A 12,992-nucleotide genomic window follows, 5' to 3' on the forward strand; every position below is an offset into this window, starting at 1 on the left:
ATGCGCTTCTTCTCCGACAACGCCGCACCCGCCTGTCCCGAGGTGCTCGCGGCGCTGGCGAAGGCGAACGTGCAGGACACGGCGTATGACGGTGATGCGCTCAGCCAGTCGCTCGACGCGCGCTTCTCCGAATTGTTCGGGACCGAGGTCGCGGTGCTGTGGGTGCCGACGGGCACCGCCGCCAATTGCCTGGCGCTCGCTTCGCTGTGCCCGCCCTATGGCGGGGTGGTGTGCCACCGCGAGGCGCATATCCAGGCCGACGAGGCCGGCGCGCCGGAATTTTTCACGCACGGCGCCAAGCTGCTGCTTGCCCAAGGGCCGGGCGCCAAGCTGACTCCGGCCGCGATCCGGGCGGTGATCGACCCGATCAAGCCCGGCGTCCACTGGGTGCAGCCGCACGCGATCTCGATCACCAACGTCACCGAATATGGCCTGGCCTATGCGCCGGACGAGGTGGCGGCGATCGGCGCGCTCGCCAGAGAGCGCGGGCTCGGGCTGCACATGGACGGGGCGCGCTTCGCCAATGCGGTGGTGCATCTCGGCTGTTCGCCCGCCGATCTCACCTGGCGTGCCGGGGTCGACGCGTTGAGCTTCGGGTTCATCAAGAATGGCGGGATGGGCGCCGAGGCGCTGATCTTCTTCCGCCCAGACTTGGCCGACGCCGCGCGCATCCGCCGCAAGCGCGCGGGGCATCTCCAGTCCAAGGGCCGTTTCCTCGCGGTGCAGCTGCTCGCGCTGCTCGAGGATGAATTGTGGCTGCGCAACGCGCGCGCCGCCAATGCCGGGGCCGCGCTGCTCGGGCAGGCGGCAGAGGGACGGCTGGCGCATCCGGTCGAATCCAACGCCGCGTTCGTGAACCTGACGGCGGAGGAAGCCGCCGCACTGCGCACGCGCGGGTTCGAATTCTACGACTGGGCGCCCGGCATGGTGCGGCTGGTCGTCTCCTGGGATCAGGACGAGGCGGCGGTGCGACCGCTGGCGGAGGCCATCGCGGCGCTATGAGCAGCACGCCCGTGCCCAATTCTGCGCGGCTCGCCGTGCTGCTGCCGTTCGCGGCGGTGACGCTGATCTGGGGATCGACCTGGATCGTGATCACCGGCCAGCTCGGCACCGTGCCACCGACCTGGTCGGTCACCTATCGCTTCCTGATCGGCGGGATGGCGATGCTGATATGGGCAGCGGTTACGCGCCAGCCGCTCAAGCTGGACGCGCGTGGCGTCGGCTTCGCGGCGCTGCTCGGCCTGTTCCAGTTCGCGCTCAACTTCAACTTCGTCTACCGCGCCGAAGGGCATGTCACCTCGGGTCTGGTCGCGGTGGTGTTCGCGCTGCTGCTGGTGCCCAATGCGGTGCTCGCGCGGATCTTCCTAGGGCAAAGGCTCGGGCGCCAGCTGATCATCGGCTCGCTGATCGCGATGGCGGGCGTCGCGCTGCTGTTCCTGCACGAGATTCGCCGCGATCCGGCGGCGAGCGGTGAGGTCTATCTCGGCATCGGGCTCACCATGCTCGGCGTGCTTTCGGCATCGATCGCCAACGTCATGCAGGCGGGCGAGACGGCCAAGGCCTATCCGATGGCGACGATGCTCGGCTGGGCGATGCTGCTCGGCGCGGCGATGGACGGGACGTTCGCCTGGGTCACCACCGGCCCGCCGGTGTTCGACCCGCGGCCGAGCTATATCGCCGGGGTGCTGTATCTCGGCATTCTCGGCTCGGCGGTGTCGTTCCCGCTCTATTTCAGCGTGCTGCGCAAGATCGGCCCGGCCAAGGCAGCCTATTCGAGCGTGATCATCCCGGTGCTGGCGATGCTGCTCTCGACGGTGTTCGAGGGCTATCGCTGGTCGTGGCTCGCCGGAGCCGGGGCGCTGCTCGCGGGGGCGGGGCTGGTGCTCGCGCTGAGAGCGCGCAGGCCCAACCGGTAGTCGGCGTAAAGCGGCCGCCAGCCGAGCACGCGCTTCGCCTTGCCGTTGGCGACGCGGCGGTTCTCCGAATAGAAGGCGCGGGCCGGGAGTGAGAGGTTCGCTTCGGCGAGCGGGATCAGTGGCGGTACGGGCAAGCCCAGCAGGCGGCACCCGAAGGCGATCACCTCGCTCTGCGGCGCGGGTTCGTCATCGGCGAGGTTGTAGACGCCCGGCGGCGCATCGAACCCCGCGATCACGCCGCTGGCGATGTCCGCGACATGGACGCGGCTGAACACCTGATCCCCGGCGTCGATCCGCTTCGCCTCGCCGGCGCGGATGCGGTCGAGCGGCGAGCGGCCCGGGCCGTAGATGCCGGGCAATCGGAACACGCGGGCGCCGAGTGTGAGCCAAGCCGCGTCCGCCGCGGCCCGTGCGCCGCGCCGGCCGGTGCCGGTCGGCGCGCTCTCGTCGACCCACGCCCCGCCGGTGTCGCCATAGACCCCGGTCGAGGAAAGATAGCCGAGCCACGCGCGGGTCTCGGCAAGCGCGTCGCCATAGGCGGCGAGCACGGGATCGTCCTCGCCAGGCGGTACCGAGGAGAGGATGTGCGTCGCGTTGGCGAGCTCGAAGCGCACGCGTTCGGCATCGTCGAAGGCAATGTCGCCCGCGCTCCCCGTCGCCGCGATCCGTGCGCCGGGCAGCCGCATGGCGATGTACGACGCGGCATAGCCGAGGCCGAAGACGAAGAGGCGCATCTAGAAAATCCTCCCCCGGAGGGGGAGGGGGACCGCGAAGCGGTGGAGGGGTATTCTCCACTCGCTGATCGGTTCGCGTGGGGTGACTACCCCTCCACCATGCTTCGCATGGTCCCCCTCCCCCTCCGGGGGAGGAGCTAGATGGTCACTTCGCGCCATATCCGTTGTAGAGCGTGCCGAAGAAGTCGCCCTTGTTCCACGCGGGCCGCGCATCGGCATCGGCGATCTCGCGCGCGATCGCGTAGTTCGCCTCGATGAAGCGCACGCCCTGGTCCCACAGGATCGCCTTGTTCGACACCTCGTCCGAGGGCTGGTGATAGTGTTTGGCGAGGAAGGCGTCGAACGCCGCGCGGCCGACGCCCGCCATGCCCGGCCACAGGAACACCGAGGGGATGCCCTGCTGGACGAAGCGGTAATGGTCCGAGCGGACGAAGAAGCCCTGCTCGGGCATCGGGTCCTGCCCCACGCCGACCCCGACCGTGGCGGTCGCGCGCTTGACCGTCTCGCCCAGCGTCGAGCGCGCCGCGCCGAACGCGATCATGTCCTCGAACTTGTAGGTGATCACCGGCATGTCGAGATTGACGTTGGCGACGAGGTTCGCCTTGGGCACGGTCGGGTTGTGCGCGAAATAATCGGCGCCGATCAGCCCCTTCTCCTCCGCGGTGACGGCGAGGAACAGGACCGAGCGGCGCGGCGGCTTGCCCGAGGCCCGGAAGCGCTTGGCCTCCTCGATCAGCGAGGCGATGCCCATCGCATTGTCCATCGCGCCGTTATAGATCGTGTCGCCGCGCGCGTCGGCCTTGCCCACGCCGACATGGTCGAGATGCGCGGAGAGCACGACGACCTGGTCCTTCAGTTTCGGATCGCTGCCCGGGATGATCCCGGCGACGTTGCTGCTGGTCACGGTCTTGCGCTCGGTCTTGAGCGCGACGGCGAGCCTGGCGCCGCTCGCGAACGGCGCGACCACCGGCTTGCCCGCGTCCGCCGCCTTGACCGCCGCGGCCCAGGCCTTGTCGCCGCCGAACAATTTGGCCGCGCCCTTGATGCTGATCGAGGCGACGGTCGGCGTCCCCTTGGCGGGCAGATGGCCATTGCCCTGCGCATCGGCCCAGGTCATGCGCCACTCGTCCCACACGCCGGTGAGGCGCGAGAAGGGCCGCACCTTGGCCGAGGCCGGGGTTTCGAGCACGATCACGCCCACCGCGCCCTTGCTCGCCGCGATCGCCGCCTTGTTGGCGTTGCTGCCGAAATGCGCGCGCTCCTCGCCGTCGAACCCGCCCGGCGCGCCCGAGAAGAGCGCGACGATCTTCCCCCTGACGTCCACGCCCTTGTAATCGTTGCGCTGGTATTGCGGGGCGACGATGCCATAGCCGGCGAACACAACGCCGGCGTCGATCACCGTGCTTTCCTTTTCCGGATTGCCGCCGGGGATATAGTCCTCGCCGAACACCAGGTTGACCGGCGCCGCAGTGCCGCGGGTCACGGTGAGCGTGCCCTTGTCCGAAGGGCGGAAGCTCAGCAGCGGCACCGGCTGGAGATAGCCGCCCTCGGTTCCCGCGGGTTTGAGGCCGGCGGCATAGAATTGCGCGGCGACGTATTGGGCGGCGATTTCGTACTCGTTGGTGCCTGCCTCGCGGCCCTGCATCGCGTCGGAGGCGAGGAACATGACATGCGCCTTCATCGCCGCCTGATCGGCGGGAAGGGCGGCGTTGACGAAGGCGTTGGTGTCGGCGGCGGTGGGGGCCGGCGGGGCGGCTTCCGGCTTCGCTTCCTGCGCGGAAGCCGTGATGGCGAGGCTGAGCAAGGCAAGCGTAAGCGTCGGACGCAGCATTCGGGGACTTTCGTTGAACAAATCGTGCGCCGAGGCGTAGCATTCCGGCGACACACCGCAATGCAATTTTCCGTGGCGCCGGGCGCCGGCGCCTCACTATAGGCTGTCCCGATGATCGACGCTCTCGCCACCACGCCGCACGTGACCCGCCGCCAGGACTATCGCGCTCCCGACTGGCTGGTGCCGGAGATCGCGCTCGACTTCGATCTCGATCCGGCGCGGTCCCAGGTCCGGGCGACGCTGACCGTCGAGCGCAACGGCGCGCACGATCGCGTCCTGCGCCTCGACGGCGACGGGCTGACGCCGCTTGCCGTCAAGGTCGACGGCGCAGACCACCCCTATGAGATGGACGGACCCGCGCTGGTGATCGCACTGCCCGGCGACCTTCACATCGTCGAGACTGAGGTCGAGCTCACGCCCGAGCGCAACACGCAGCTGATGGGGCTCTACGCCTCGGGCGGAAACCTCTGCACCCAGTGCGAGGCCGAGGGCTTCCGCCGCATCACCTTCTTCCCCGACCGGCCCGACGTGCTGACCAAATACCGGGTGAAGATGACTGCCGACAAGGCGCGCTTCCCGGTGCTGCTGGCCAATGGCGATCCCATCGCGCAGGGGGACGCGGAAGGCGGCAAGCACTGGGCCGAATGGCACGATCCCTTCCCCAAGCCCTGCTATTTGTTCGCGATGGTCGCGGGTGATCTCGCCGCCAATCGCGGGACCTTCACGACGCTGTCGGGACGCGAGGTGCAGCTCGGCATCTGGGTTCGCGAAAAGGACCTGCCCAAGACCGATCACGCGCTCCACGCGCTCAAGCTCAGCATGGCGTGGGACGAGAAGGTGTACGGCCGCGAATATGATCTCGACGTGTTCAACATCGTCGCGGTCGACGATTTCAACTTCGGCGCGATGGAGAATAAGGGGCTGAACATCTTCAACAGCCGCTACATCCTCGCTGATCCCGACACCGCCACCGACTATGATTACGACGCGGTCGCCGCGGTGGTCGCGCACGAATATTTCCACAACTGGTCGGGCAATCGCGTGACCTGCCGCGACTGGTTCCAGCTCTCGCTCAAGGAAGGCTTCACCGTTTTCCGCGACCAGAGCTTCTCGGCCGACCAGGGCAGCGCCGCGGTCAAGCGGATCGAGGATGTCCGGGGCCTTCGCGCCGCGCAATTCCCCGAGGATGCCGGGCCGCTCGCCCACCCGGTGCGCCCTGACGAATATCTCGAGATCTCAAACTTCTACACCGCGACGATCTACAACAAGGGCGCCGAGGTCATCCGCATGATGGCCACGATCCTGGGCCCGCAGAAGTTCCGCGCGGCGACCGACCTCTATTTCCAGCGCTTCGACGGCACCGCCGCGACTTGCGAGGATTTCGTCGCGTGCATGGAGGAGGCGGGCGAGCTCGACCTCACCGAGTTCCGCCGCTGGTATTCGCAGGCCGGCACGCCGCGCGTCACTGCGACGCTGACGCACGAGGCGGGCAATGGCCGCGCGCTGCTCAAGCTCGCGCAGACCGTGCCGCCGACCCCCGGTCAACCCGACAAGGCGCCGATGGTGCTGCCGCTCAAGCTCAAGCTGTTCGGCGGCGAGACTGCGAAGCCGTTTGGCGAAGAGCAATTGGTGCTGCTGTCCGACGCCACGACGGAACTCCGCTTCGACGGGGTGACCGAGCGCCCGGTGCTGTCGATCAATCGCGGCTTCTCGGCACCGGTGATCGTCGACACCGACCGCACCGCCGCCGATCTCGCCTTCCTCTCGGCGCATGACGATGATCCCTTCGCGCGCTACGAGGCGATGCAGCAGCTGATGCTCGACACGCTGGTCGCGGCGGTGACTCAGGGCCGCGCCGATCATGGCCCCGTGATCGAGGCGGTCGCCAACACGCTCGCCGATCCCGCGCTGGACAGGGCCTTCGTCGCCGAAGCGGTGCTGCTCCCCTCGGACAGCTTCATCGGCGACCAGCTCGCCGTGGTCGATCCCGAGCTGATCTTCCAGAAGCGCGAAGCGCTGCGCCGCGACCTCGGCAAGGCGCTCGAGCAGCAATGGCGCGCGGCCTATGACGGGGTGAAGGCCAACCGCTTCGAATATTCGCCCGCGGGCAAGGGCGCGCGGCGGCTCAAGACGGTGGCGCTCGGCTATATCAACGCGAGTGGGGCGGCGGACGGGCCGGCGCTCGCCTTCGGCCAGTTCGAGGGCGCGGACAACATGACCGACCGGCAGGGCGCGCTGACCACCCTGGTCAACAGCAGGTCGGAGAAGCGCGAGGCGGCGCTCGACATCTTCTACCATCGCTATGCCGACAACGCGCTGGTGCTCGACAAATGGTTCCAGACCCAGGCGCTGTCGACGCGTGAGGATACCGCGCAGGCGGTCGAGGCGCTGGCGCGGCATCCCGATTTCACGCTCGCCAGCCCCAACCGCGCCCGCGCGCTGGTCGGCGCGTTCGCGGTCAACCAGCGCGGTTTCCACTCGGGCGATGGGCGCGGTTACCGCTTCGTCGCCGACCAGTTGATCACGCTCGACAAACTGAACCCGCAGACCGCCGCCAAGCTGGTTCCGCCGCTCGGCCGCTGGAAGCGCTTCGACGAGGCGCGGGCCGCGAAGATGCGCGCCGAGCTCGAACGCATCCTCGCGACGCCCGGGCTCAGCAAGGATATGACCGAACAGGTCGGCAAGAGCCTCGAGGGTTAGCGCCGATCGACATTTGGATTTGATCTTTACTTTGTCGTCACCCCGGCCTTGTGCCGGGGTCCACTCGGCCTCGCCGGCTGAGTTTGAGCCTCTTTCCCAGCCCTTCCCTCCCGGCGGACCCCGGCACAAGGCCGGGGCGACGGTTGAAAATCGGGCGGGTAAAGACCCGGAACCTCGAATGTCGATCCGTCCTAGGCCATCACATTCCGCCCGCGCGCGACCGTGGCGCTATGGCCGATGCTCGCGGCGGGGGTGCGCTGCTTGATCGTGTCGACGAACAGCCAGTCGTTGCGCACGCTGTCCGGCGTCAGCGTCATCGCCATATAGCCGCGGCGCGAGGTGTCGCACCATTTGAGCTCGGGATTGGCCTCGACCAGCGCGCGGGCGACCAGCTTGGGATCAACGCCGATCGAGCTTTCATAGCCGGGCGAGGTCACCGCCTGCCCGGCGAACTCGACCCCTGCGGGCCGGCCGTCCTGCGCCAGGTCGTAGGCCCAGGCATTGTGGCTGTCGCCCGCGATCACCACGAGGTTGGCATTCGCCGCCTGCGCTGCCTTGAGGAACCGCGCCCGCGCCGCCGGATAGCCGCCCCAATTGTCGAGGTTCGTCGGCAGCCCGAGCGCGGCCATAGTCACGCCTGACTGGACATAGCGCTTCGAGCTTTGCGGGGCGTCGGGCTTGAGCCACTCCATCGCCTGTTTGGGCGCCACCTGCTTGCCCATGATCGTGCCGAAGCCGACCACCTGCCAGCGCGTGCCGGCCTTCACCGACCGCGCGAGCTCGGCGCCGAGCCAGGCTTCCTGTTCCCAGCCCATCATCGTCATCGCCGGGTCCTGCCACGCCCCGTCGCGGAACGCGGTCAGCGCCGCGACCGGATCGGCAGCGTCGAAGAAGGGGGTGGTGGAATAGGGCTTGGTCCGCCCGAGCAGCCGCGTCTCGGTACGGAACAGGGTGGCGAGGCCGCCGATCTCATAGGATTTCCATGGCTCGTCGGAGACCGGCATCCATTCGCGCCACGCCTGCATCGCAGCGGCGCGGCGCAGGCTCCAGTCGCCCTCCTTGTCGGGCGTGTGATTCTGCGCGCCGCCTTCCCAGCTGTCATTGGCCGATTCGTGATCGTCCCACTGGATCAGCATCGGCTTGGCGGCGTGCAGCGCCTGCAGGTCGGGATCGGCGCGGTAGCTGGCGTAGCGCAGGCGATAGTCGGCGAGGTGGAGGATCTCGGTGGCGGGCAGCTGCAGGCGGTTGGCGACGACCTGGTCGAGCGCGGGATAATTCCCCTGCGGATATTCGTAAATATAGTCGCCGAGATGCACCGCGAGGTCGATGTCGTCGCGCGCCGCGGCATGGCCATAAGCGTTGAAGAAGCCGAAGCCGAGGTTCGAGCAGGAGAACACGGCAATGTTGAAGCGCGAAGCGCCGCCCTCGGGCAGGGTCTTGGTCCGGCCCACTGGCGACATCGATCCGTCGGGCGCGACGAAGCGATAATGGTAGCGCGTTCCGGGCTTGAGGCCGGTGACCACGATCTTGGTCGTCCAGTCGCGCCACGGACCGGTGATCGCCTCGCCGCCCGCCACGACCTTGGCGAAGTCGGCGCTCTCGGCGACCTCGACCTTGAGCTGCGCCGAATCGCCCTTGCCGACATAGCGCGTCCACAACAGCATCGAGTCCGGCCCCGGCTCGCCGCTCGCGACCGAGTGGGTGAAGCCGTCGACGATCCAGTTGGGCCCCTGCGCAAAGCCGGGGATCGCCCAGGCGCCAAGGCCCAGCGTACCGGTGAGGACGAAGGAACGGCGATCGATGCGGATGGTCATGATTAGTCTCCCTGCTGCCGTGCTTGGCGCGGGCATATGGCCGGTTCGTGACAGTTCATCTTCGCAGGGCTAGACCCTGCCGCAACCAGAAGGTTTCAGGAGTTACCGATGCGCAAAACCGCTCTCGCCGCGCTGCTTCTCGCCACCGCCGCCTGCAACCAGGTTCCGTCTGCAGGGAACAATGCGACCGCTGCGGCGGGTGCCGAGGGATATGACCTCGCGGCGCAGAAGGCGAAGCTCGCGGTGATCGAGATGAAGCCCGACACCAGCTTCCTGACCGACGAGGAGCGCAAGGTCGTCAACCTGCTGATCCAGGCGTCGGAGCAGATGTCGCTGATCTACCGCGCCCAGCGCGACGCCAACTGGAAGCAGACGCGCGCGGCGATCGAGAAGGCCGGCGGCGGGCTGCCGCTCGAGATGTACGACCGCTATTACGGCCCGTGGGACGATCTTGCCGAGAACCGCCCGTTCTTCGGCGACGCCAAAATGCCGGCGGGCGCGGGCTTCTACCCGGCGGACCTGACCAAGGAGGCGTTCGACGCCTATCTCGCCAAGAACCCGGAGGAGAAGGCGGCGCTGACCAGCCCCTATACGATCGTCGTGCGCGACGGCGCCAAGCTCAAGGCGGTCCCCTATTCGGTCGCGTTCAAGACCGAGCTGACCGAGGCGGCGCGGCTGCTCAATGAAGCCGCGGCGATCACCACCAATCCCAGCCTCAAGAAGTTCCTGACGCTGCGCGCCAAGGCCTTCCTGACCGACGATTATTTCGAGTCCGAGCTCGCCTGGATGGACCTCAAGGGCACGCCGATCGAGGTCGCGATCGGTCCGTACGAAGTCTATACTGACCGGCTCCACGGTCAGAAGACCGCGTTCGAGAGCTTCGTCACGCTCAAGGACCCCAAGGAATCGGCCGCGCTCGACAAGTACAAGGGGTATCTCCGCGCGATGGAAGCCAACCTTCCGGTCGAGGAGAAGTACAAGAACTTCCAGCGCGGCTTCGAGAGCCCGATCGCGGTCGCCGAGCAGGTGCGCGGCGGCGGCGATAATGTTCCGGGCGTGCAGACCATCGCCTTCAACTTGCCCAATGACGAGCGCGTACGCGAGGCCAAGGGGGCGAAGAAGGTGATCCTGTCCAACGTGCTCGGCGCCAAGTACGAGCGCATTCTCAGCCCCATGGCGCCCTTGGTGCTGGTGCCCGACCAGGCCAAACTCGTCGCCAAGAAGTACATGCAGCTCGAGACGCTGTTCCACGAGCTGTCGCACAGCCTCGGGCCGGGCACGATCACCGTGAACGGGCAGAAGACCACGGTGAGCGAGGCATTGAAGGACCAGGCCTCGGGGCTCGAAGAGGCCAAGGCGGACGTGATGGGCGCCTGGAACATCCTGTTCATGATGCAGAAGGGCGAGCTGCCCGCGGCGGAGAAGCCGCAGCTCTTCGCCACCTATCTCACCGGCACCTTCCGCGCGATGCGCTTCGGGATCGACGAGGCGCATGGCCAGGGCGCGGCGATGCAATATGGTTACCTCAAGGCCAAGGGCGCGTTCACGTGGGACGAGAAGGCGGAGCGCTTCCGCATCGACGACGCGAAGTTCGAGGCCGGGCTGCGCGACCTGCTGCGCGAGATGATCATGCTGCAGGGCAAGGGCGACTATGCGGGCGTCAAGGCGTTCATGGCGAAATGGGCGGTGCTCGACGAGCATGCCAAGACGGTGATCGGATCGATGCAGGCGATCCCGGTCGATATCGTGCCGGTCTATCCGGACCGGGTCTAGACGGCCGCCAGCACCTCGGCCCAGCGGTCGGCTACCGCAGCGGCGCTGTAGCGTTCGGTGAGGTGGCGGCGCCCCGCTTCGAGCAGCGCCTGCGTCTCCGCCGACCACGCGCGGTAGTGCGCGAGCCCGCCCTGCCAGTCGTCGAGCGCGAGAAACGGGCGCAGCTCCTCATAGGAGGGGATCGCGTCGGCCACCACGCCGAGCCCGAGCAGCAAGGCGGTCGCCGGGCGGTTCATCGTCTTGCCCGCGGTGTAGGTGTTGCTTTCGAGCGGGATCACCGCGACGCGATGCGCGCCAATCGCCTGCGACGCGGTCGCCTGGGTCCAGGGCAGATAGTGCAGCGGCAGCTTCCAGCGCGGCGCTGCACGCCAGAAGCCGAGCCGGTCGTTGCTGATCACGGTCAGCGTCACCGGCGTGCCGGTCGCGGCGGCGAACTCGCGCAGCTGCGCCACCGCCTCGTCGACATGGACATAGCCCGAGACGCGGCCGAGGCTCTTGCCGAACCACACGCAATGCAGCGCATCAGGATGCCGTGCGAGGAAACGCCGGAGGCGGCGCAGCTCCCAGCGTTCGCGCAGCCCCGGCGCGGGTGCGTCGGCCGGCGCTGCGACGTCGAGCGCGTCGGGGATCACGGTGCGCGGCGCGTCGAACGCCACCTCTTCCGCGATCTGCTCGGCGAGCGTCGCGGTCGAGAAGGTGGTGTGCGTGGCGAGCCCGAGCAGCTTGCCGACTCGTTCGATCCGCGCGGCGGAGGCATGGCCGACGCGGTGCGCGGCGAACAGATTGTCGCACATGTCGTAGATCACCGCCCGCCCCGCGGCGCGCGCCGCCGTAGCGATCTCGACCGCGCGCTCGCCCTGCGACTTGCAGAAGATGATCGCGTCGTAGCTTTCGGGCGCGCGTGCCGGATCGAACAGCTCGATCGGCACGCCCCGCGCCTGCAGCGCCGCGAGCGGCTGGAGCATGCGGTAGCGGACTGAGGCGAGCGTGGTGTTGAGCCGATCGGCATGCCAGGCGAAGCGCGCCGGCGGCTTGGGCGGCATCAGGCGACCGCGCTCCGCCGCCGGCCAGCCAGCAGCTCCCGGTAATAGTCGACCAGCGCGATCGCATGGTCGCGGTCGGACAGCACCTGGCCCGCCGCATGCCGCGCGGCGGCGCGCAGGATCGCCGGCTCGCGCGCGAACAGCCGTCGGATCGCCGCTGCGGCCGACTTCGAATCCTTGGGCTCGTAGGTCTCCGAAAACAACGGATCGGCGACTTCGGCACAGCCGCCGTCATTGGGCACGATCAGCGGCAGGCCCGAGGCCAGCGCCTCGGACGCGACCAGCCCGAACGGCTCCTGGTCCGATCCGTGAATCAGCGCGTCGGCGCTGGCGAGGATGCGGCAGAAGCGCTCGCGCTCATAGACCGGGCGGAACAGGCGAATATGGCTGTTGCCGGCGATCTGTCGCTCGAGCGTGGCGCGCTGCGGCCCGTCGCCGAGCAGCATCAGCCCGACCGGCATGTCCGCGCCGGCGCGCTCGACCGCGTCGATCACCACCGGCCAGCGCTTCTCCTTATGATGCCGGCCGAGCCCGATCAGCAGGTGTGCCTCCGGCGGAAGATCGAGCTGGGCGAGCATCGAGGCGCGCAGCTTCTCGTCGCGCAGTTCGGGGGAGAAATGGTTGCGGTCGATCCCCAGCGGCATTGCCGCGTCGACATGCAGCCCGCGCGCGCGATAGCGCTTGGCCAGCGCCGGGCCGTTGGTGACGAAAGCGTCGTACTTGCCCAGGAACTTCTCCATGTAGCGCGTGTACCAGCTGAACACGCGCTCGATCCGCTCGGGGCTGGCCAGGCCTTCCAGCCAGCGGTGCGGATAGGCGCCCATATTGTCGTTATGGGCGAAGAAGATCTTGAGCGCGTCGCCGCGCCAGTCGCCGATGAACCAGGCCGGGCGCCACGGCGAGCAATTCTCGACGACATCGGGCTTGAGCTGATCGAGCAGCGCGCAGACCGGATCGCCGTCGCGGAACAGCCAATAGTTGCGGTCGAGGATCAGCGGCGGCGACTTGACCCAGTAGATGCGCCCGCCGTCGGGCCGGTCCTCGACCCGGTCCTCGTCCCATGGCGCGATGACGATAAGCTCATGGCCGAGCTCGGCCAGGATGCGCATCTTGCGGTCGAGATAAGTGCGCACGCCCCCGCCCGTCGGGGAGTAATATTCATTGACGTCGACGATCCGCAT

At 68.1% G+C, this 12,992-nt stretch carries 9 protein-coding genes; 4 read left to right on the top strand and 5 right to left on the bottom strand.

Going from position 1 to position 12,992, the window contains the following annotated elements:
- Both OK349_RS12610 and OK349_RS12615 read left to right on the top strand, forming a co-directional pair.
- A complete protein-coding gene (locus OK349_RS12610) occupies window positions 1–1,002 on the top strand; it encodes a threonine aldolase family protein (protein ID WP_265118147.1) in 1,002 nt (333 codons plus the stop codon).
- The gene (locus OK349_RS12615; protein WP_265118148.1) at window positions 999–1,916 is read left to right on the top strand and encodes a DMT family transporter; all 918 of its coding nucleotides are present in this window, start codon (window positions 999–1,001) and stop codon (window positions 1,914–1,916) included. Before OK349_RS12610 ends, OK349_RS12615 begins: the two co-directional genes overlap by 4 nt.
- On the opposite strand, the gene OK349_RS12620 is transcribed toward OK349_RS12615, so the two are convergent.
- Together OK349_RS12620 and OK349_RS12625 are read right to left on the bottom strand one after the other, a co-directional pair.
- A complete protein-coding gene (locus tag OK349_RS12620; RefSeq protein WP_265118149.1) occupies window positions 1,826–2,650 on the bottom strand; it encodes a Rossmann-fold NAD(P)-binding domain-containing protein in 825 nt (274 codons plus the stop codon). The genes OK349_RS12615 and OK349_RS12620 overlap by 91 nt on opposite strands.
- A gap of 145 nt (window positions 2,651–2,795) precedes the next feature.
- A complete protein-coding gene (locus OK349_RS12625) occupies window positions 2,796–4,481 on the bottom strand; it encodes a M28 family metallopeptidase (protein ID WP_265118150.1) in 1,686 nt (561 codons plus the stop codon).
- Window positions 4,482–4,592: 111 nt separating this feature from the next.
- On the opposite strand from OK349_RS12625, the gene pepN reads away from it, so the two are divergent.
- The gene (gene pepN, locus OK349_RS12630; RefSeq protein ID WP_265118151.1) at window positions 4,593–7,181 is read left to right on the top strand and encodes an aminopeptidase N; all 2,589 of its coding nucleotides are present in this window, start codon (window positions 4,593–4,595) and stop codon (window positions 7,179–7,181) included.
- Window positions 7,182–7,372: 191 nt separating this feature from the next.
- Here the strand turns inward: pepN and OK349_RS12635 are convergent, their stop codons facing one another.
- Window positions 7,373–8,995, bottom strand: a complete 1,623-nt coding sequence (locus OK349_RS12635) for an alkaline phosphatase D family protein (protein WP_265118152.1) — start codon at window positions 8,993–8,995, stop codon at window positions 7,373–7,375.
- Window positions 8,996–9,103: 108 nt separating this feature from the next.
- On the opposite strand from OK349_RS12635, the gene OK349_RS12640 reads away from it, so the two are divergent.
- Window positions 9,104–10,768, top strand: a complete 1,665-nt coding sequence (locus OK349_RS12640; RefSeq protein WP_265118153.1) for a dipeptidyl-peptidase 3 family protein — start codon at window positions 9,104–9,106, stop codon at window positions 10,766–10,768.
- Here OK349_RS12640 and OK349_RS12645 read toward each other — a convergent pair.
- Window positions 10,765–11,811, bottom strand: a complete 1,047-nt coding sequence (locus tag OK349_RS12645; protein ID WP_265118154.1) for a hypothetical protein — start codon at window positions 11,809–11,811, stop codon at window positions 10,765–10,767. The two genes, OK349_RS12640 and OK349_RS12645, sit on opposite strands and share 4 nt — an antisense overlap.
- Window positions 11,811–12,992: a glycosyltransferase gene (locus OK349_RS12650; protein ID WP_265118606.1), complete on the bottom strand. Its 1,182-nt coding sequence runs from the start codon at window positions 12,990–12,992 to the stop codon at window positions 11,811–11,813. Before OK349_RS12650 ends, OK349_RS12645 begins: the two co-directional genes overlap by 1 nt.

Source organism: Sphingomonas sp. BT-65 (assembly GCF_026107375.2).
Lineage (GTDB): Bacteria > Pseudomonadota > Alphaproteobacteria > Sphingomonadales > Sphingomonadaceae > Sphingomonas.